The organism is Elstera cyanobacteriorum (genome assembly GCF_002251735.1).
In the GTDB taxonomy this organism is placed as follows: Bacteria; Pseudomonadota; Alphaproteobacteria; order Elsterales; family Elsteraceae; genus Elstera; species Elstera cyanobacteriorum.
Genome location: NZ_NOXS01000026.1, coordinates 53,795 through 74,540 on the forward strand (window position 1 = coordinate 53,795; position 20,746 = coordinate 74,540).

Consider the following 20,746-nt stretch of genomic DNA (forward strand, 5'->3'; position numbering starts at 1 on the left):
ACCATGGCGATTGCGGTTTTCGACTGCGGTAAAACCAATCTGAAACTCTGCGTGCTCGATGGCGAGCGGCTTGTGTGGTCAGCAACGCGCCCGAATGCGCCCCTCGTCGCGCCGCCCTATCCCCATGCCGATGCGGCGGGGGCGGAAGCTTGGCTTCGGGAAAAACTGACTGAGGCGGCGCAGCGCTTCGCCATTACCGACCTTGTTCCCGTTACCCACGGCGCCTGTGCAGCGCTGGTGACGGCGGCAGGGGATCTGGCGCTACCGATCCTCGACTATGAAACCCCCTTGCCGGAAGCCGTCGCTTACACTGCCGCCCGGCCCGATTTTACCGAAACCCTATCGCCCGATTTGCCCCTAGGCTTGAACCTCGGGCGGCAGATTTTCTGGCTTCAGCAGCAGTTTCCCGCCGAATTTGCGCGGGCGCACTGGTTGCTGACCTATCCGCAGTATTGGGCCTTCCGCCTGACCGGGCGCGCCGTGAGCGAGGTGACCTCCCTCGGCTGCCATACCGACCTTTGGGCCCCCGGCGCGCAGCATTTTTCGTCTCTCGTGACGGCGCAGGGGTGGGGGGGATTGTTCCCGCCGCTCGCCGCGGCGGGCGATACGGTCGGCACGATCACGCCCGTCGTCGCGGCACAGACTGGCCTGTCGCCCGATTGCCGCGTGCGCGCGGGGATTCACGATAGCAATGCCTCCTTCCTCCGGCATCGGTTGGCGGCGGACGGTGTATTTTCAGTGGTTTCGACCGGCACATGGATCATCGCCATGAGCGGCGGCGGGGCGATGCCCGCGCTCGACCCGGCGCGCGATTGCCTTGCCAATGTTGATGCCTTCGGAACCCCGGTTCCTTGTGCGCGCTTCATGGGCGGGCGGGAGTATCAACGGTTAACCAACGGGCAGGGCCACCCCAATGCCGCGCGTGCCGAACGGCTGGCGGCCGCGGGGGCGATGATCCTGCCGGGCTTTTCCGAAACCGGTGGGCCGTTCCCCGGTCGGGCTGGGGAAATACGCGCGGGGGCGCTGTCGCCTGACGACCGAGCGAGCCTCGCCAGCCTCTATCTCGCGCTGATGACCGATGTGTGCCTTGATCTCTGCGGCAGTGCTGGGCCGATCCAGATCGAAGGGCCGATGGCGGCCAACGCGCTCTATGCCGGGGTGCTGGCGGCGTTGCGGCCTGCGCAGACGGTAGCCTTGTCGGAAGATGTCGCCGGAACCCTGCTCGGCGCAGCGCTGCTGGCGGGGGTAGACCTACCGCCCCCTGCCGCCGTGGCGGTGCCGCCGCTGGCCGGGGCCTGGCCCGCCTATCGGCAGGCGTGGCGGGCAGCCCTGGACAAACCCGCTTAAGCCTTCCATATATCAGTCTCTTAACTGCGTTAATCGAGCGGGAGAGGCTGAATGGTAGCGCTGTCGATTTTGGACCTTGTGCGTATCCGCGAGGGCAGCGATGCGGGCACGGCCATCAACCATGCGCGCGATTTGGCGGCCCATGCCGAAACCTGGGGCTATACGCGTTTCTGGGTAGCGGAACACCACAATGCGGCGGGGATTGCCAGCGCCGCTACTTCCATTGTCATCGGCCATATTGCCGAGGGGACCAAGCATATCCGCGTTGGGGCGGGCGGTATCATGCTGCCGAACCACGCGCCCTATATCATCGCCGAACAGTTCGGCACGCTGGCCTCGCTCTATTCCGGGCGGATCGATTTGGGTTTAGGGCGCGCGCCGGGGACCGATCAGATGACCCTGCGCGCCTTGCGCCGCGCCCCGGAAAGCGCCGATAGTTTCCCCCGCGACGTGGTGGAACTGCAGCATTATCTGGCCCCCGCCCAGCCGGGGCAGCGCTTGCGGGCGATCCCGGGGGCGGGGACGGAAGTGCCGCTGTGGATTCTCGGCTCCAGCCTCTTTGGTGCGCAACTCGCAGCGCAATTGGGGCTGCCCTATGCCTTCGCCTCGCATTTCGCGCCGGGGCAGTTGCTGGAGGCGTTGGAGATTTACCGCCACCGCTTTACCCCATCCGACCAATGCGCCAAACCCTATGCGATGGCCGGGGTGAATATCATTGCCGCCGAGACGGATGCGGAGGCGAAACGGCTGGCGACGACGCAGCAGATGTCCTTCACCAACCTCGTGCGCGGGCGGCGCAACCTTAGCCTGCCGCCGATTGACGATATTGAAAGCTACTGGACCCCGGTTGAAAAGGTGCAGGTTGGTCAGATGATGGCGCGCACCATTATCGGTTCGCCGGAAACCGTGCGCGCCGGGCTGGCGCGCTTTGTGGCTGAAACCGGGGTGGAGGAGGTGATGATCGTCTCCGATATCTTCGATCACCGGCTGCGGCTGCGCTCCTACGAGATCATCGCTTCGGTGGCCGACTCAACGGTGCCCGATCTGGCTTTTTCCACCGCAACCCCCTAAGCTCTCGCCCAATCCCTCATACAAATAAGGAGCGGGCAAATGGGGCGGAAAGTCGCGTGGGGCGTTCTCAGCACGGCCAAGATCGGGACGGCGAAGGTCATTCCAGCGATGCAGCAGGGCGCGGCAACGGTGATTGCTGCCATTGCCTCCCGCGATCTTGCCAGTGCGCAGGCGGCGGCAACGCAGTTGGGCATCCCCAAGGCTTACGGCAGCTATGAAGAGCTGCTGGCCGATCCCGCCATCGAGGCGATCTACAACCCGCTGCCCAATCACCTGCACGTTCCCTGGACGCTGAAGGCGTTGGCGGCGGGCAAGCATGTGCTGTGCGAAAAGCCCATCGGCCTGACCGCCGAGGAAGCTGGGGCGCTGATTGCAGCGCGCGATGCGTCCGGCAAGCATGTCGCGGAAGCCTTCATGGTCCGCTTCCACCCGCAATGGCGGCGGGCGCGGGAGATCGTGCGCTCGGGCGAGATTGGGGAGGTCCGTGCGATCCAGACCGCCTTTTCCTATTTCAATGCCGACCCCAACAATGTCCGCAACCAGGCCGATATCGGCGGCGGCGGGCTGCTGGATATCGGCTGTTATGCGGTCGCGACCGCCCGCTATATCTTCGGGGCGGAGCCGGAGCGGGCGGCGGCGCTGGTCGATTTCGATCCAGCCTTCGGCACCGACCGGCTGACCTCCGGCCTACTGGCTTTCCCTGGCGGGCGGCAGGTGACCTTCACCTGCTCAACCCAGCTTGTGTCCTATCAGCGCGTGCAGATTTTCGGCACCAAGGGGCGGCTGGAGGTGGAAATCCCCTTCAACGCCCCGCCGGGTTACGGGTGCAGCATCGGCATCGATAGCGGTAAAGATCACTTCGGTAGCGGCATCCGCCGCGAAACCGTGGAGGCCTGCGATCAATATACCCTCCAGGGCGATGCCTTCTCCCGCATCATTTTGGGCGACGAGGCGCAGGAGTTTGGCATCGAGGACGCGATTGCCAATATGCGCGCCCTCGATGCCCTGGCCCGTTCAGGCAAAAGCGGCGGGTTCGAGCGCGTATAACCGCAAGATCGGTCAGGCGGCCTTGGGCGGCGGCAGGCTAGGGTTCCCCCGTCACGACGCGAGGGAGACATGGAGCTAACCGCCACCTACCGCGCCCGCCTGGACCGGGTTTTACGCTATCTCGACGAAAACCCGGATGGGCCACAGGATTTGGAGACGCTGAGCGGCATCGCCGCTTTCTCCAAATTCCATTTCCAGCGGCAGTTCAGCGCCTTTTTTGGTGTGAGCGCTGGGGCCTATGGGCAGCGGTTGCGCTTGCTGCGGGCGGCGCAGTGGCTGGCCTATTACCCGAAACGCCGGGTGTTGGACATCGCACTCGATAGCGGTTACGCCGGACCGGAAGCCTTTGCCCGCGCTTTCCGGCAGCTTTTCGGGCAAAGTCCCAGCGCTTTCCGTGCCGCCCCCGATTGGCCGTCGTGGCATGCCGCAACCCAAGCGATCCAGGAGGTTCGCATGACCCAGGCCCGCCGCGATTATTCCCCGTCCGATGTTGAAATCGTCGATTTCCCCGCAACGCCGCTGATGGTGCTGATGCATCGGGGCGATCCGGCTTTATTGGGCGAGACGATCCGCCGCTTCATTGCCTGGCGCCGCGCCCATAAGCTGCCGCCCCAGCGCTTTGCCACCTTCAACCTCGCCTACGACGATCCCGCCACCACCCCGCCCGAAGCCTATCGTTTCGGTCTGGGGGTCGCGACCCATCAGAACTACCCGCCCGACGACAGCGGTTTGGAGCCTTTGACTATCCCCGCCGGGCGCTGCGCCAAGATCCGCCATATCGGGCCGGATAGTGGTATCGCCGGGGCCGTGCTGTACCTCTATCGCGCATGGTTGCCGCAGAGCGGCCTCAGCCCACGCGATTTTCCGCTGTTCTTTCAGCGCGTGACGCTATTCCCCGATGTGCCGGAGGCGGAGATGGTGACGGATATTTTCCTGCCCGTTTAACGGCTTACCCTGCCTTCAGCAGCCGCACCGGCGTTGCTTTGAAGGCGGGGGTTTTGCTGCGGGGATCGACGGCGCAGCCGGTTAGCACATTGGCTTCCGGGTAATAGGCCATCACCGTGCCGCGCGCGACGCTATAGGCGCGGACGGTGACGCCTTCCAGGCGGCCAAAGTCCGACTCCAACACGGCGGCGTCGCCATCGCGAAGCCCGTGGGTTGCCAAGTCTTCGGCGTTCAGCATCACATCCATCCGCCCCAGGCCGCCACGGTAGGAATCGGTGCGTTCGTAAACGATGGAGTTGAACTGACCTTCCGACCGCACGGTTGTCAGCAGCAGCCCGTCTTGCACAGGCGGTAACGGGCGGGTGACGAAACGGGCTTTGCCGCTTTCGGTCTTAAAATGTGGCGTATGCAGCAGGCGGCCCCTTATGTGGAATTCCTGCCGCGCCACGTCGATATCGGCCAAATCTTCCATCCCCGGAATGATCTTGGCAATCGCCTCCCGGATCGTGCGATGGGCCTTGAAGGCGGTAAAATCCAGCGGGCAACCCGGCAGGAGCCGGGCGGCGAGGTCGCAGAGAATATCCGTTTCTGGCCGAACGTCGCCCAAGCGGCGGATGCCGCCGTCCGATAGGCGAACGAAGTTGAACATCGATTCTTGCGTCGTCGGCTGCCATTCCTCGTCCCGCGCGGTGACGGGCAGGATGAGGGCTTCGCTGCGGTCATGGCCGTGGATATGGCCTTTATTCAGTGTCGTCGTCAGGAACAGTTTAAAGCCAATCTTGTCGAAGGCTTCGGCTGAAAACCGCGTGTTTGGGTTGGCCTCATAAAGATTGCCGCCCATCAGCAGCGCTGCATCGATCTCCCCGCGATGGGCCGCCTGCATGCAGGCCATCGTGTCCATCCCTTTGGCGCGGGGTAGGGTAACGCCGAATAGGGTTTCAATCTTCGCCATGACGTCGGCGGCCAGCACGGGTTTGACGCCGATCGTGCCGATGCCCTGCACGTTGGAATGACCGCGCAAAGGCAGCAACCCCGCCCCCGGGCGCCCGATCTGTCCGCAGAGCAGGGCGAGGTTGGCGATATATTCGACCGTCTCGACGCCATTGAGGTGATGGGTGACGCCCATGCCCCAGGCGATGACGGCGGAATGTGCCCCGGCATAGCGCGCGGCGACCCGCTCGATCTCCGTTTGGCTCAGGCCGGTGCGGGCTTCAATCTCGGCCCACTCGGTGCTTTCGGTATCGGCGCGGAAGCGGTCAAAATCATCGGCATGCGCGGCGATGAACGTCGCATTTGCCGCGCCCGCCGCCAGCACGGCTTTGGCGATGCCTTTCAGCACCGCAAGGTCCGACCCGACGCGCGGTTGCACATAGTCCGACGCGATCCAATCGCCGCCCGAAACCATCGACCGCAGGCTTTTTGGCAGGGCAAAGCGCACCAGCCCGGCTTCCTTAGCGGGATTGATGACGATCACGTCGCCGCCCCGGTCACGCACCGCCTTGAGTTTATGGATAAAGCGCGGGTGGTTGGAGGCAGGGTTGGCACCGATCAGCAGCACCAGATCGCAGCGGTCGAGGTCTTCCATCTCCACCGTCGCCGTGCCGGTGCCGATGGTCGCATCAAGCCCCACGCCGGTGGCCTGGTGGCAGTAGTAGGAGCAGTTGTTGACATTGTTCGTGCCATAAAGCCGCGCCAGCAACTGCAGCACGAACCCAGCTTCGTTCGAGGAGCGGCCGGAGGAATAGAAGAAGCTGCGGGCGGGATCGGTCGCGGCGAAGCGCGCAGCAGCAAGGTCCAGCGCCTCCCCCCAGCCGATGGGGGTGAAACGGTCGGCACCAGGGGCTTTGTAGATCGGGAAGGCGAGGCGGCCCAAATGCTCCAGCTCGTGCCCATCGAGGTCGCGCAGGTCGGCAAGGCTATGGTCGATGACCGCCGCCGGAATGCCCGGCTGAATGTCGGTCGATTGCGCCTGGATGGATTTATTGCAGACGGAGGGGAACTCCCCCGCCTCATTCGTCATGCCGCCCTTCTGCCCGCCCATCCCAAGCGCGCAGGCTTTGCAGGTATTCTTCGCCGTCAGGGCCTTGGCGGTATTGTCGAGACCGATGCGGGTTGCGGTTTTCAGCGCATACAGCACTTTCTTCGGCCCGCCGCCGACAATGGCTTTGCTCATGGTTCCCCCGATCATTTTGATTATCTTAAGGCCTTGAAGGGTAATTTTCATCCCCCGCCGAAAACCCATGAAAAAATCAGGGTTTTGCTGGGCTTGACTGGGAAGAACTTCTCCGTAAGGTGCGCCGATGGAAACGCCGAAAGCCTTATTTTCTTACCGCAAGCATTGGGCGCACCGCTTTGGCACCGCGCCCTTCCTGCCCATGTCCCGCGCCGAAATGGAGATGCTGGGCTGGGACGCCTGTGATGTCATCCTGGTAACGGGCGACGCTTACGTCGATCACCCGAGCTTTGGCATGGCGATCATCGGGCGCTTGCTGGAGGCGCAGGGCTTCCGCGTCGGCATCATCGCGCAGCCCGATTGGACCAGCGCCGAGGCGTTCAAGGTCTTGGGCAAGCCGACGCTGTATTTCGGCGTGACCGGCGGCAATATGGATTCGATGGTGAACCGTTACACCTCGGACCGCCGCCTGCGCAGCAACGACAGCTACACCCCGAACGGCGAGGGCGGTAAGCGCCCGGACCGCGCCGCGATTGTCTATTCGCACCGCTGTCGCGAAGCCTATGGCGATGTGCCGATCGTGCTGGGCGGTATTGAAGGCTCGCTGCGCCGCATCGCCCATTACGATTATTGGTCGGACAAGGTGCGCCGCTCGATCCTGATCGACGCCAAGGCCGATATTCTGCTCTACGGCAATGCCGAGCGCGCGGTGGTGGAAGTGACCCACCGCATCGCCAAGGGCAAGGATATCCAGACGTTCGACGATGTGCGCGGCGTCGTGCTGGTCAAAGACCGGGTGCCGGACGGTTGGACGGAAGTTTCCGCCGAGGATATGGACACCGCCGAAGACGGCGCGCGCCCGACGCCGCCGAATACGGTGCTGCGTCTGCCCGCCTATGATCAAGTGGCGGGCGACCCGGAAAGTTATGCCCGCGCGTCGCGCGTGTTGCACCGGGAAAGCAATCCCGGCAACGCCCGCCCGCTGGTGCAGCGCCACGGCACCCGCGAAGTGTGGTTGACGCCGCCACCGATCCCACTGGAAACGGATGAAATGGACGGGGTCTATGATCTGACCTACGCCCGCGCGCCGCATCCCTCCTATGGCGAGGCCAAGATTCCCGCTTGGGATATGATCCGCTTTTCGGTCACGATCATGCGCGGCTGCTTTGGCGGCTGTTCCTTCTGCTCGATCACCGAGCACGAGGGCCGCATCATCCAAAGCCGGTCGGAAGAATCGATCCTCAAGGAAATCGAAGTCGTTCGCGATAAAACCGAAGGGTTTACCGGCATTATCTCCGACATTGGCGGACCGACCGCCAATATGTACCGTATGGCGTGTAAGGATAAGGAGACGGAAGCCGTCTGCCGCCGCCCGTCCTGCGTCTATCCGGATATTTGCAAGAACCTCAACACCAGCCATGATTCGCTGATCCAGCTTTACCGCAAGGCGCGGGAACTGCCGGGGATCAAGAAAATCATGGTCGCGTCGGGCGTGCGCTACGATCTTGCGATCAAAAGCCCGACCTATGTGAAGGAACTGGTGAAGCACCACGTTGGCGGCTACCTGAAGATCGCGCCGGAGCATACCGAAGACGGGCCGCTGTCCAAGATGATGAAGCCCGGTATCGGCTCCTACGACCGCTTTAAGCAGCTCTTTGATCAGGCCGCGCGCGAGGCGAAGAAGGAATATTACCTCATCCCCTATTTCATCGCCGCCCATCCGGGCACCAGCGACGAAGATATGATGAACCTTGCGATTTGGCTGAAGAAGAATAATTACCGCGCCGATCAGGTGCAAACCTTCCTACCGTCGCCCATGTCGCTGTCGGCGGCCATGTATTATTCCGGCGCCAATCCGCTGCGTCCGGTGCGGCGCGGCCAGTCGGAACGGGTCAATGCGATTAAGGGGCTGCGCCAGCGCCGCCTGCACAAAGCCTTCTTGCGCTACCACGACCCTGAAAACTGGCCGATGCTGCGCGATGCCCTGAAGCGTATGGGCCGGGCCGATTTGATCGGGCCGAGCAAGAACCACCTCATTCCAAGCTGGCAGCCGGCGGGGACCGGGCTGAAGCATGGTAATAGCGCGAGCGGCGGCTCGTCGGGCAAACCGCGCGACACTGGTGCGGCACCGGCCGCGCAGAAGTTCACCACCAAAGGCGTGTGGGCGCGGCCCAAAGCCAAGCCGAAGGCGAAGGGGGCGTAACGCCCCCGGGCTCCTAGCCCAAAACCGCCCGCAGGCGTGGCTGCGGCAGGGTCAGGCCCAAATTTTCCGCCGCCGCGACAAGGGGGGCGAGGCGGCGCAGGCGTTTATCGGCGTGGTTCTGGGCAATATCCGCCAACCGGTGCTTGAGGAACGGGTTGAGGAAACGGTCGCGCACGTCCGCGAGATAGGCCGTCGCCTCGGCCCCGAGGCCCCAGGCGGCGAAGATGGGCAGCACCTCCTCGGTCCACATCGCCTCGAGATCGGTGCGGATTGTCGGGGTTTCCATTGCTTGAAACACCGTCTCCCCCGCCGCGCGCGCCTGCCGTAGCCAACCATCGGCGAGATAGGTATGGCCGAGGTTCAGCAGATGCAGCTTTAGCCGCTCGATCACGGCCAAATCTGGGACGATTTGGAGGGCCGGATGGCGGCAGGGTAGGGTTAGCCCCGCCTGCGCTTCGATGGCCCAAAGCGCATAGGGTTCCGCCACCGCGCCCACCGGCTCGATGGGTTCGGAAACGATGCGATCCACCAAGGAATTCGCCCAGCGGCAACTCTCCGCTAGCCAGGCGCGAAACCCTGCCGCCGCGCCCCAGGTCAGGGCGAGGTTCTGCACAATGCCCCGTAACGTATCGCCATTACGGCTAATGAGTTCGCAGGGAAACACCGAAAGGGGGGGCGCCCCCGCCTGCCAGCGGTCGTGCAAGAGCACCAGCAGCTTCGCCGGAAAGGACCGGGGGGCGTCGGCGCCCGGAAGGAGCAGGCTCGGCCCATCGGCAGGGTGGAGGGCATAGCCCGCATCACCGGTATTGGACAGGATGACCTCAACCTCGCCCGTGATCATGCGGCGCAGAACGGCCCAATCTCGCCCGGCGTGATAGGCGGCGCGGATGCCGGTGCACCGCTGTTCTGTATCGATGATCTGACCGTTTTGCCGCCCCCGGATGCGCACGGGATAGCCGCCGCCTGCCGCCAGCGCGGTCACGCGGGCGTGGCTGGATGGATTATCGGTTGTCTGCACCACGGCAATCGGGCCGAGGGCCTCGCCGCGCTCCAGCGCTTCTGAAACAAACAGATCGGCATGGGCTTGCAGAAAGCGGCTGGTGCCGAATTGCAGGATCGGCGTTAGCATTCAACGAGGGCCTTTACCACGCCCGCTGCCGGATCGAGCAGGGCGGGAAACCGTTCCGGCACTTCGGTCAGCGTCATGCGGTGGGTGGCCAACGCCGCGTCGGGAATCTGCCCGGCGCGCATCGCGGCCAGCACAGTTTCGAAATCCGCCAGCGTGGCATTGCGGCTGCCCATCAGCGTCATTTCGCGCTTATGAAACTCTGGGTCGGAAAAGCCGATGGTGGCATTGACGATGGAGACCAGCACATAGGTGCCGCCGTGGGCGACGAAGCCAAAACCGCGCTCCATTGCTTTTGGATTGCCGGTCGCGTCGAAAACCCGGTCGAAGAAAACCCCCTCCGTTAGATCAATCAGCCGCGCCTGATCGTCCGGCCCTAGGGCGACGGTTTCAACGCCGAGATGCTGGCGGCAGAAGGCCAACCGATCTTCCCGCCCATCCAGCACCGTAACGATGCCGCCGCGCAGCTTAGCGAAAATGGCGACCGCCATGCCGATAGGCCCGGCACCGACGACCAGCGTGTGCTGATCGGTTTCGACCTGTCCGCGCCGCACGGCATGGGCGCCGATGGCGAGAAACTCCAGCATCGCCGCTTGATCGAGCGAAATTCCCTCTGCCTTGTGCAAAAACTGTTCGGGCAGGCTCAGATATTCGGTGAAGGCCCCATCGCGGTGAACGCCCAAGACCTGAATATTGCTGCAACAATTGGTCTTGCCCTGGCGGCAGGCGTGGCAGGTGCCGCAGGATAGATAGGGCATGACGAACACCGGATCGCCCGCCACAAAGCGGCTGCCCTTCGGCGCTTCTACCACTTCGCCCGAAAGCTCATGCCCCATGACGCGCGGATACTGCAAATAGGGCTGATTGCCGGTAAAGATATGCAAATCAGTGCCGCAAACGCCAACGCGGCGCACGCGCAACAGCACTTCCCCCTCGCCGCGTTCGGGCGTTGGGCTATTCAGGGCGCGCAGGGTGCCGGGGGTTTCGCAAACGACAGTGAGCATCGGAACCTCGTCAGGGCAAATCCCGAGCGGATGGCCTCACCCGCGACGGTGCATTTGCTGAAAAGCAATAGGTTAGAAAACGGGGGCGGCGGGATGGACCAGCCCGCGCGCCTTCAGCGCCTGCCAAAAATCGGCGGGAATGTCGGTGCCGAACCAAGCGAGATTGCTTTCAAGCTGCCCGCGCGTTCGTACCCCCGTCACCACCGATACGACGGCAGGATGGGCGAGCGGGAACTGTAACGCTGCCGCCGGAAGATCGACGGCGAAGTCCTTTGCCACGGCGGCGAGCGCTTCCGCCCGCGCCAAAATCTCCGGCGGCGCATCGGCGTAATTGAACTTGCCATTACCAACCAGCAGGCCGGAGTTAAACACCCCCGCCGCGACGATGGCATGGCCGCGCGTGACGCACTCATCAAGGAACGGCGACAGGCTGGTTTGTTCCAGCAGCGTATAGCGCCCGGCGAGCATGGAGCAATCGAGGTCGATTTCCTGCATCGCATCGCGGATCACCTCCCACTCGTTGACGCCCAGGCCGATGGCGGTCACCCGCCCGTCGCGGCGGAGGTCGCCCAGCGCGCGGAAACCGCCACCGGTGGTCAGTTGCCCCCAATAATGATCGTGCTTTTCGCCGTGGGTAACCCGCCCAATATCGTGGACATAGAGAATATCAATCCGCGCGAGGCTGAGGCGTTGCAGCGAGTCTTCGACCGACCGCAGGATCCCGTCGTAGGAATAATCATAAACCTGATGGAACGGCAGCGGGTCGGCCCAGCCATTGGCATCGGCGCCCGCACCCCGCGTGCTATAGGCATTGGCGCGGATCAAGCGCCCGACTTTGGTGCTGACGATGATTTCATCGCGCGGCAGATCACACAAGGCGGCACCTAACCGATGTTCCGAGCGGCCATAGCCGTAATAGGGGGCTGTGTCGAAATAGCGGATACCGGCTTCCAGCGCATAAGCCGCCGTTTCCAGCGATTCGGCCAAGGGGCTACTGCGGTACAAGCCACCCATTTGGGCGCAGCCCAGGCCGAGGATCGGCAGGGCAAGGTCAGTACGGGGCAGGCGGCGGCGGTCGGAAAGGTTCATCGTCGGCTCGGGAAAAAGGTGGGCGTGCGCGGCAGAGAGGGGGAGAGACACGCACGCCCCAGGGGGCGGAGAGAGAGGCTTAGTACAGGACGTTCTTAGCGTCGGTGCCGTCGATATTGCCCTTCGTGACAATGACGACGCCGGTATCGAGGAATTCCGGCACGGGCTGCTTTGCCAGCAGCTTCACCACGCTTTGAACGCCGAGGTAGCCCATCTGGTACGACCCCTGAACGGCGATGGCTTCCAAGGTGCCATCCTTCACGAAGCCTTGCAGGTCTTGATTGCCGTCAAAGCCAACGGCAGCGACCTTTCCGGCCTTACCCGATTGCGCGAGGGCGCGGCCCATGCCGATGGCGGTCGGCTCATTGGCGCCGAAAATGCCCTTCAAATCCGGGTTGGCGGCCAGAACGTCGGTCGTCTGGTTCAACGCGGTTGCCATCTGTGACTGCGAATAGAAGGGGCCGACGATCTGAAGCTGCGAGTTCGCTTTGATATATTTGGTGAAACCGCCGACGCGGCCAATTTCAGACCCGGCACCCGCCACATAAGACATGATGGCGATCTTGCCGGTGGTGCCGGTCTTGGCGATCAGCGCCTTGGCCGAAAGCTCGCCCGCCTTTTCGTTATCGGTGGCCAGGAAGGACTGATAGTAGCGCTTGCCCGCTTCCGACAGCATCGAGTCGATCAGCACGACAGGGATCTTGGCTTCCCAGGCCTTCTTCAGCGGCGGTACCAGCGCATCCGGGTCGGACGGGGCCAGCACGATGCCGGCGACTTTGCGGTTCACGGCGTTTTCGACCATGTTCACCTGATCGGCGATGGCCGATTCGGCGGCCGGACCCTGGAAGGTCATGGAATAGCCCGCCGCTTCCTTCTGCGCGTCGGTCGCGCCCTTTTGCACATTCTGCCAAAAGGTAGAATTCACGGTCTTGACGATCACCGCAATTTCCTTATCGGCAGCTTGGGCCGAGGCGGCGAGTAGGGCGACGGCCGAGACAAGGCAGGTCGTCAGAAACTTGGTCTGCATGGTTTCACTCCTTGGGGTATAGCGGACGTTGACCGTCCTTTTAGGGTGGGCAGCAGGCCGTCCTTTAAGATTGGACGGCATACCGTCCGGGGGGTTCAGCGTCGGTTGCGGATCTGGTCGATCCAGACCGTCAGCAGAATGACGAGGCCGATGATGATCTGCTGGGTGAAGGCGGAAACGCCGTTCATATTCAGACCATTGCGGAGAATACCGATGACGAAGGCGCCGATGACCGTGCCGGAGATGGTGCCGACGCCACCGATCAGCGAGGTGCCGCCGATGACGGCGCTGGCAATCGCATCCAACTCGTACATTACGCCTTCATTCGGCTGGGCGGTGACGAGGCGCGACATCAGCACGCAGCCGGTCAGCCCCGCCAAAGTGCCGGAGAGCACATAAGTAAACAGGGTAACGCGGGCGACATGGACGCCGGACAGGCGGGCGGCTTCGCTATTGGAACCAACGGCGTAGATATGGCGGCCCAGGGTGGTGCGGCTCAGCATCACCGCAACGGCGATGGCCAGCACGACCATGATGATAACGGGATAGGGGATGCCGGGAAAAATCACGTTGGGGAACCCGTCTGACCCAATTTCCACTTTGCGGAACAGGGCGCCATTGCCAAGCTCGCCGAACGCATCGCCGAGGCCGGAGACGGCGCGCGCGCCAGTGATCTGCAAGGCAAGGCCGCGCGCAACCAACATCATGCCGAGGGTGGCAATGAAGGGCGGCAGCTTTAGTTTCGTGACGGCCAAACCGTTGACGACACCGCAGAGCGCGCCGACGATAATCCCCGCCGTCATGCCCAGCGGGATTGGAACCCCCGCCTTCACCAACAGCGCGGCGACGACACCCGCCAACGCCAGGACGGAGCCGACCGACAGATCAATCCCGCCTGTGATGATCACGCAGGTCGCGGCAATGCCGAGATAGGCGATGCTGGTCACCTGCAAAGCGATGGTCATGCCATTACTGACTGACAGGAAGGCGTCGCTGGTCGCGGCAAAGACGATCACGAGCGCCATGAGGCTCGCTAAGGCGGCGAATTTCTGGATCAGGTCTTTCTTGCGGTCGTTCATCACGCGGGCCTTATGATCGGCGATTTCTTTATCGGTCTTGGCCGAGGCGGTGCTGCTGAGGTCGGTCATTCGGCGGCCACTCCCGTGATGCCCGCGCGGCCGTGGCCGGAGGCGTAATGCATGATTTCTTCTTGATTGGTATCGCGCGTCGTTAGCACGGCGGTGATCCGGCCCTCGTGGAAGACGGCCACCCGGTCAGTCAGCCCCAGGATTTCCGGCAGTTCGGAGCTTATTAGGACGACGCCGATGCCTTGCGCCGCCAGCCGGTCGAGCAGTTGATAGATGGCGAATTTCGCCCCCACATCGATGCCGCGCGTCGGCTCGTCAAAGAACAGGATGCGCGATTGGCGGAACAGCCATTTGCCGATGACGATCTTCTGCTGATTACCGCCCGACAGCAGTTTGGCGATCTGATGTTCGGACGGCGTGCGGATCGACAGCATGTCGATATAGGTTTTTGCCGCCTCGGCTTCCGCTTTGAAGTCGATGAAGCCGAAGCGGTTCGATACGGCGTCCATCGTCGCCAGCGTGAGGTTCTGCACCACCGACATTTTTACGGCGAGACCGTGGCTCTTGCGGTCTTCCGACAGATAGGCGATCCCGTGGCCGATGGCGTCGCGCGGCGATGTGATCGTAAGCTCTTGCCCGCCCAAGCGAATGCGGCCCGCGTCCAGCGGATCGGCACCGAAGATTGCCCGGGCGACCTCCGTGCGGCCCGCGCCCATCAGCCCGGCAAAACCGAGGATTTCCCCTCGGCGCAGCTCGAACCCAACATCGTGGAACACGCCCGCCCGGCGCAAGCCGCTGACAGAAAACAGAATCTCGTTGGTTGGGGCCGAGGTGCGTTCGGGGAATTTTTCATCCAGCGACCGGCCGACCATACGACTAACGATCTCATCGACCGTGGTTGCGGCGAAATCCTGGGTGGAGACGTAGCGCCCATCGCGTAAGACCGTTACCCGATCCACAATCGCGGCCATTTCATCGAGCCGGTGCGAGATATAGACAATGCCGACGCCCTGGTGTTTCAGATCATGGATCACCTGGAACAGCAGCGCCGTTTCGGATTCGGTGAGGGAGGAGGTCGGCTCGTCCATGATCAGCACTTCGGCGTTCAGGGACAGGGCTTTAGCGATCTCAACCATCTGGCATTGGGCGACCGACAGGCTTTTCACCAGCGCATCGGGGGCGATATCGACGCCCAGCCGGTCAAGGCACGCTTGCGATTGGCGCTTCAGCGCCGCCCGGTCGATGAACCAGCCGCGCTTGGGTTCGCGCGCTAGGAAGATATTCTCGGCGACCGACAGATGCGGGATCAGGTTCAGTTCCTGATGGATGATGGCGATACCCGCTTTTTCGGCCTCGAGCACCGACGCAAAGCGCCGCTGGGCGCCTTTGTAAGCAATCGTGCCGCCGTCCGGCTGATATTGACCGCTGATGATTTTCATCAGCGTCGATTTACCCGCGCCATTTTCGCCGCAGACAGCATGAACTTCGCCGCGCCGCAGGTCGAACTGCACCTCGTCGAGCGCCAGCACACCGGGAAAGCGCTTCGTCACTTTCTCCAGGCGTAGAATTTCGTGGCCCAAAGCGGGCGGGCTGGAAAGCGTTTGCATGGAACCTCCCAAGCGTTGCGGTCAGCCCGCAAGCGTCTTTTTTCCCCACTCTGCGGCGGGTTCTGGCGGTGGCACCTTCTATCGGCGGCCCGCTGTTAGACCGAACGATAGGAGGCAGTTTTTATTTGGTCAAGCCAATTTGCCAATTTTTCGATATTGGCTTGACCATACTGGGTCAGTCTATCGAAGAAGCTAGATTTGCTGCGCTGCACAGCGGGTTAACCCTTGTGAAGAATTGGCCTGACCAGATAGGATAAGGCCACTTTAGCCGGGAGTTCTCCCATGCCTGCCGTTCTAAAACCCATCGAGCCGCGCCGCCTGTACCAGCAGGTTGCCGACCAGATCCGCAGCCTGATCGCCAGCGGCGGCTTCCTGCCCGGGACGCGCCTGCCGCCGGAACGCGACCTTGCCCAGCAACTCGGCGTCTCGCGCCCGTCGTTGCGCGAGGCTTTGATCGCGCTTGAAATCGACGGCAGTGTCGAGATCCGCATGGGCAGCGGGGTTTATGTCTGTGCGCCGCCCGAACGGGTGGCGGCCAATACGGTGGCGCTGGGCGAAAGCCCGTCGGAACTGATGCAGGCGCGTGCGGCCCTGGAAGGGGCGGTTGTCGCGCTTGCCTGTGCCCGCGCCACGCCGGATGGCATCGCCCGACTGCGTGAAGCCCTAAGCCGCATGCAGGCGGAAATTCAGGACGGCCGCTCCCCCGTCGATCACGACCGCCAGTTTCATCTGACGCTCGCCCAGATGAGCGGGAACTCCGTGCTCGCCCGGCTGGTCGGCGATCTTTTTGACGAACGCCACAGCCCCATTTCCTCCCAACTGCGCGAACGTTTTGACAGTCTGCAAACGTGGCGCGCGGCGGTGGAGGAGCATGAGGCCATCGTCCAGGCGCTGGAAGCCGCCGATCCGCTGGCGGCGCAAACGGCGATGCGCCACCATCTTAAAACCTCAACAGATCGCTGGATCGGCGGGTGAGACGGGGGTAAGCCCCCGCCCAGGCTTTACCCCTGCACGCAGACCTGCCGCTGTTCGCCGAGGCCCTGGATGCCCAGCGCCATCGTATCGCCCGCTTTCAGATAGATCGGCGGCTTTTGGCCGAGACCGACGCCGGGCGGTGTGCCGGTGGAGATGATGTCGCCCGGCCGCAGGCTCATGAAGCGCGAGAGGTAGGCGACGACAAAGGCGACGCCATAGACCATCGTGCGGGTAGAGCCGTTCTGATAGCGGTGGCCATTCACTTCCAACCACATATCGAGGTTTTGCGGGTCCGGCACCTCGTCTTTGGTCACCAGCCAGGGGCCAGTCGGGCCGAAGGTATCGGCGCTCTTGCCCTTCGTCCATTGGCCCTGGTGTTCAAGCTGAAAGGCGCGTTCCGACAGATCATTGATAACGCAATAGCCTGCGACGTAATCGAGTGCATCCGCCTCGCTGACATATTTCGCGGTCTTGCCGATGACGACGCCGAGTTCCACTTCCCAATCGGTCTTTTCCGACCCACGCGGGATTTCCACAGGATCATTGGGGCCTTGAATGGCGGAGGTAGCCTTCATGAAGATCACCGGCTCGCTCGGTACCGACGCGCCGGTTTCGGCGGCATGGTCGGAATAATTCAGGCCGATGCAGATGAACTTGCCGGTGCCGGTGACGCAGGGGCCAAGGCGCGGTGTGCCGCTGACGATGGGCAGGCTATCCAGCGGCAGGGCAGCAATCGCGGCCAGCCCTTCCGGCGCAATCCAGCGCCCGCCGATGTCGCCGACATGGGCCGACAGATCGCGGATCTGGCCGTTTGCATCGAGAATACCCGGCTTTTCGGCCCCAGGTTCGCCATAGCGCAGCAGTTTCATGGTCGTTTCCGTACTTTAGATATTGGACCAGCCGCCATCGACGGTGATCGCTTGGCCGGACATGAAGCCCGATTCGTCCGACGCCAGATAGACGGCGAGGGCGGCGATTTCTTCGGCAGTCCCCAGGCGCCCCATCGGCTGCCGGGCAATGAAGGCGGCGCGGGCCGTCTCGTAATCGCCCTGGGCGCGCATGCGGTCGTGCAGCGACGGGCTATCGACCGTACCGGGGCAAATGGCATTGGCGCGGATGCCCTTGGTGACGAAATCGGCGGCAACGGATTTCGTCAGCCCAACGACAGCGGCCTTGGTGGTGCCATAGATAAAGCGGTTGGGGGCCGCGATGACGGAGGAGGCGACGGAGGCCATATTGATAATCGACCCGCCCCCGGCCGCGATCATCCCCGGCAGCAGCGCGCGGATCATCCTGTACATCGAACGGACGTTGAGGGTGACGGAGAAATCGAAGGCCGCCTCGTCGCACTCCAGGATCGTCCCGGCGTGGACGTAACCCGCGCAGTTGAACAGAATTTGCGGGGCTGGGGCGTCTTTGGCGAAAGCCGCGATGGCGGCGGGATCGCACACGTCCAGGCGGCGGGGGGTAATCCCGGCAATCCCGGCCAAGTCGCCCAGCAGCGTTTCATTAATGTCGGTCGCGATCACCTGCGCGCCTTCGGCGGCAAACGCCAAGGCCGTAGCCTTGCCCATGCCTTGCCCGGCGGCGGTTACAATGGCGGTCTTTCCGGTCAGCCTTCCGGTCATTGAGCTTCACTCCCAAGCGAAGGACGGCGGCCTATATCCGCGTCAGGGTCCGGTATTCGGATCGTTGAATTTTACATACACAGCATCGTTGCATATGTAAATCGTAATTTCAGTCGAGCGATAGGCCATCGGAAATGCGGCGGGCGGCTTCGCTCAAGGCGGCAAGGATGGCTTCCGGCTCCTGCGGGTTCTGTTTCATGCGTAGGTAAGGGCAGGTGAGAGCGGCAATCGCCCCGCCCTCGTGGCTATCGAGGATCGGTACCGACAGATCGATGACCGCTTCGGAAATGCCGCTGGGGCGTTGGAGCACGCCAGCAGCGCGGATGCTATCCAGGCTTTCGGTCAGCGCGTCGAGGTCAATCCAAGCGTCATCCCGGCGCAAATCCTCGTAAGCGCGATGGCGGCGGCGGGCGCTCATAAAGGCGAGCAGGCAATGGCCGGACCCAGTGAGCACCAGCGGCTGCCGATAGCCGATGCGCACGGTAAAGCCGATGTGGCTCGTGCTTTCCACCCGCGCAATCACGGCGATTTGTGTGCCGGACGGCACCGCGAGGTGGCAGGCGTAGCCCGTGCTATCCGAAAAAGCGTTCATGAAGGGCAGCGCGGTTTCGACCAGCGACCGGTTGACCGGATGATTAAGCCCTAGGCGAAACAGCCGGTCGGTGACGCGGAAGCGATCATCGCCCTCCGTGCGCTCGATATAGCCACGCTCGGCCAGCACCGCGACCATGCGGAAAATCTCGCCCTTGGTGCGGCCAACGCCGTCGCCGATCTGCTGCAAGGACTGCGCGTCGCGGCATTCGGACAGAAATTCCAGAATATCCAAGCCTTTTTCGAGCGCAGGGGCGGAATAGCGCCGTTCCGGTGCGTCGGGAGTGGGGGTATCGAAATCGGCGTCGGTCACGCGGTCATCCTCACAGCGGCTTGACGGTTCATTTTATATATGATTATCCATTTTACAGGAAAAACACCTAAGCAAAAATCGCCCCCCGGAGGAATCATGCCGACCGATCTGCGCATCACCGGCCATCGCAGCTACGATATTCGCTTTCCCACCTCCTCGCAAAAGGATGGATCGGACGCGATGAACGCCGACCCCGATTATTCCGCCGCCTATGTGGTGCTGGAAACGGACGGCGGGTTACAGGGGCACGGGCTGACCTTCACCATCGGGCGCGGCAATGATCTGTGCCGGGCGGCCATCGACCTGCTGATGCCACGCCTGATCGGCCTGAGCCTGGCCGAGATCACGGCGGATATGGGCGCGTTCTGGCGGCATGTTACCGGCGATTCACACCTGCGTTGGGTCGGGCCGGATAAGGGCGTGATGCATCTCGCTACCGGCGCCGTCGTCAATGCCGTCTGGGATCTCTGGGCGAAGCACGCGGGCAAGCCGGTCTGGCAGTTGGTTGCCGATATGACGCCGGAGGAGATCGTGAAGCTGATCGACTTCCGCTATCTCACCAATGCCTTAACCCCCGACGAAGCCCGAGCCATCCTGACCAAAGCCAAAGACGGGCAGGCGGAGCGCCGGGCAAAGTTGCTCGCCGAAGGCTACCCCAGCTACACCACCTCCGCCGGTTGGCTGGGCTATGACGACGACAAAGTGCGCCGCCTGTGCCGCGAGGGCGTGGCGGCGGGCTGGAGCCACTTTAAGCTGAAGGTTGGCCGCGACCGTGCCGATGACATCCGCCGCTGCCGGGTGGTGCGCGAGGAAATCGGCCCGGACCGCGTGCTGATGATTGACGCGAACCAAATCTGGGAAGAAGCCGAGGCCATCGCCTGGGTCCGCGACCTTGCGCCCTTCAATCCCTGGTTCATCGAAGAACCGACCTCGCCGGACGATATCCTCGCCCATAAGGCCATCCGCGCGGGCGTGGCGCCGATCAAGGTCGCGACCGGCGAAATGTGCCAGAACCGTATTCTGTTCAAGCAGTTCCTACAAGCCGACGCGATCGACGTGGTGCAGATCGACGCGGCGCGCGTCGGTGGCCTCAACGAAAACCTCGCCATCATGCTGCTGGCGGCGAAATTCGGGAAGCCCGTCTGCCCCCACGCGGGCGGCGTCGGCCTGTGTGAATATGTTCAGCACCTATCGATGATCGACTATCTCTGCATCTCCGGCACGTGGGAGGGCCGCGTTGCCGAGTTCGTCGATCATCTGCACGAGCATTTCGTAACGCCCTGCGTGGTGCGCCAGGGCCGCTACCTCGCCCCGACCGCACCGGGGTTTTCGATTGAGATGAAGCAACCGTCGATTAAGGCGCATCTGTTCGCGGGGTGAGGGAGGGGCCAGGAACCGTCAGCCCACGGCTTCCGGGGCGCGCCCGACATACTGTTCGTAAGGGGCTGGATCGGTCGCGCCTTCGGTGGCGATGAGCAGTACGCGCGCCTCGGGGCCGAGGCCCAGGGCGCG

Annotated in this window: 17 protein-coding genes; 7 read left to right on the forward strand and 10 right to left on the reverse strand. The window is 63.1% G+C overall.

All coding sequences use genetic code 11. The annotated features are described in order from the left end of the window. The first annotated feature begins 3 nt into the window (after window positions 1-3). From CHR90_RS03745 to CHR90_RS03760, 4 genes are all read left to right on the forward strand, one after another. Window positions 4-1,347: an FGGY-family carbohydrate kinase gene (locus CHR90_RS03745; protein ID WP_094407642.1), complete on the forward strand. Its 1,344-nt coding sequence runs from the start codon at window positions 4-6 to the stop codon at window positions 1,345-1,347. Window positions 1,348-1,398: 51 nt separating this feature from the next. Then, complete coding sequence (locus tag CHR90_RS03750) at window positions 1,399-2,418, forward strand: LLM class flavin-dependent oxidoreductase (RefSeq protein WP_094407643.1); 1,020 nt, start codon at window positions 1,399-1,401, stop codon at window positions 2,416-2,418. A gap of 39 nt (window positions 2,419-2,457) precedes the next feature. After that, complete coding sequence (locus CHR90_RS03755; RefSeq protein ID WP_094407644.1) at window positions 2,458-3,465, forward strand: Gfo/Idh/MocA family protein; 1,008 nt, start codon at window positions 2,458-2,460, stop codon at window positions 3,463-3,465. A 69-nt stretch (window positions 3,466-3,534) separates the two neighbouring features. After that, entirely contained in the window at window positions 3,535-4,410 is an 876-nt protein-coding gene (locus CHR90_RS03760) for an AraC family transcriptional regulator (RefSeq protein WP_094407645.1), read from the forward strand. A gap of 4 nt (window positions 4,411-4,414) precedes the next feature. Here the strand turns inward: CHR90_RS03760 and CHR90_RS03765 are convergent, their stop codons facing one another. After that, entirely contained in the window at window positions 4,415-6,598 is a 2,184-nt protein-coding gene (locus CHR90_RS03765; RefSeq protein WP_212668603.1) for an FdhF/YdeP family oxidoreductase, read from the reverse strand. 112 nt (window positions 6,599-6,710) lie between these two features. Between CHR90_RS03765 and CHR90_RS03770 the strand changes: the two genes are divergently transcribed. Beyond that, a complete protein-coding gene (locus CHR90_RS03770) occupies window positions 6,711-8,786 on the forward strand; it encodes a YgiQ family radical SAM protein (protein ID WP_094407646.1) in 2,076 nt (691 codons plus the stop codon). Between the two features lie 13 nt (window positions 8,787-8,799). Here CHR90_RS03770 and CHR90_RS03775 read toward each other — a convergent pair whose 3' ends face one another. The 6 genes from CHR90_RS03775 to CHR90_RS03800 form a co-directional block, all read right to left on the reverse strand. Then, window positions 8,800-9,915: a mannitol dehydrogenase family protein gene (locus CHR90_RS03775; RefSeq protein ID WP_094407647.1), complete on the reverse strand. Its 1,116-nt coding sequence runs from the start codon at window positions 9,913-9,915 to the stop codon at window positions 8,800-8,802. Then, a complete protein-coding gene (locus CHR90_RS03780) occupies window positions 9,909-10,916 on the reverse strand; it encodes a zinc-binding alcohol dehydrogenase family protein (RefSeq protein WP_094407648.1) in 1,008 nt (335 codons plus the stop codon). Before CHR90_RS03780 ends, CHR90_RS03775 begins: the two co-directional genes overlap by 7 nt. 72 nt (window positions 10,917-10,988) lie before the next feature. Beyond that, window positions 10,989-12,005, reverse strand: a complete 1,017-nt coding sequence (locus tag CHR90_RS03785) for an aldo/keto reductase (RefSeq protein ID WP_094407649.1) — start codon at window positions 12,003-12,005, stop codon at window positions 10,989-10,991. Between the two features lie 79 nt (window positions 12,006-12,084). Continuing rightward, complete coding sequence (locus tag CHR90_RS03790) at window positions 12,085-13,032, reverse strand: ABC transporter substrate-binding protein (RefSeq protein ID WP_094407650.1); 948 nt, start codon at window positions 13,030-13,032, stop codon at window positions 12,085-12,087. Between the two features lie 95 nt (window positions 13,033-13,127). Then, the gene (locus CHR90_RS03795; protein ID WP_229671469.1) at window positions 13,128-14,180 is read right to left on the reverse strand and encodes an ABC transporter permease; all 1,053 of its coding nucleotides are present in this window, start codon (window positions 14,178-14,180) and stop codon (window positions 13,128-13,130) included. After that, a complete protein-coding gene (locus CHR90_RS03800; RefSeq protein ID WP_094407651.1) occupies window positions 14,177-15,727 on the reverse strand; it encodes a sugar ABC transporter ATP-binding protein in 1,551 nt (516 codons plus the stop codon). The genes CHR90_RS03795 and CHR90_RS03800 overlap by 4 nt, the downstream gene beginning before the upstream one ends. Window positions 15,728-16,009: 282 nt before the next feature. Between CHR90_RS03800 and CHR90_RS03805 the strand changes: the two genes are divergently transcribed. Beyond that, on the forward strand, window positions 16,010-16,702 hold the full coding sequence (locus CHR90_RS03805; protein WP_094407652.1) for a FadR/GntR family transcriptional regulator: 693 nt from the start codon (window positions 16,010-16,012) through the stop codon (window positions 16,700-16,702). A 26-nt stretch (window positions 16,703-16,728) separates the two neighbouring features. Here CHR90_RS03805 and CHR90_RS03810 read toward each other — a convergent pair whose 3' ends face one another. From CHR90_RS03810 to CHR90_RS03820, 3 genes are all read right to left on the reverse strand, one after another. Next, a complete protein-coding gene (locus CHR90_RS03810) occupies window positions 16,729-17,571 on the reverse strand; it encodes a fumarylacetoacetate hydrolase family protein (protein ID WP_094407653.1) in 843 nt (280 codons plus the stop codon). Window positions 17,572-17,586: 15 nt separating this feature from the next. Then, window positions 17,587-18,330 carry an SDR family oxidoreductase gene (locus CHR90_RS03815; protein ID WP_094407654.1) on the reverse strand — a complete coding sequence of 248 codons (744 nt, stop codon included), beginning with the start codon at window positions 18,328-18,330 and terminating at the stop codon, window positions 17,587-17,589. A gap of 109 nt (window positions 18,331-18,439) precedes the next feature. Continuing rightward, on the reverse strand, window positions 18,440-19,234 hold the full coding sequence (locus CHR90_RS03820; protein ID WP_094407655.1) for an IclR family transcriptional regulator: 795 nt from the start codon (window positions 19,232-19,234) through the stop codon (window positions 18,440-18,442). Between the two features lie 96 nt (window positions 19,235-19,330). Between CHR90_RS03820 and CHR90_RS03825 the strand changes: the two genes are divergently transcribed. Next, window positions 19,331-20,614 (forward strand): L-fuconate dehydratase, encoded by a 1,284-nt coding sequence (locus CHR90_RS03825; protein WP_094407656.1) that lies wholly within the window; start codon window positions 19,331-19,333, stop codon window positions 20,612-20,614. Window positions 20,615-20,746: the final 132 nt, after the last annotated feature.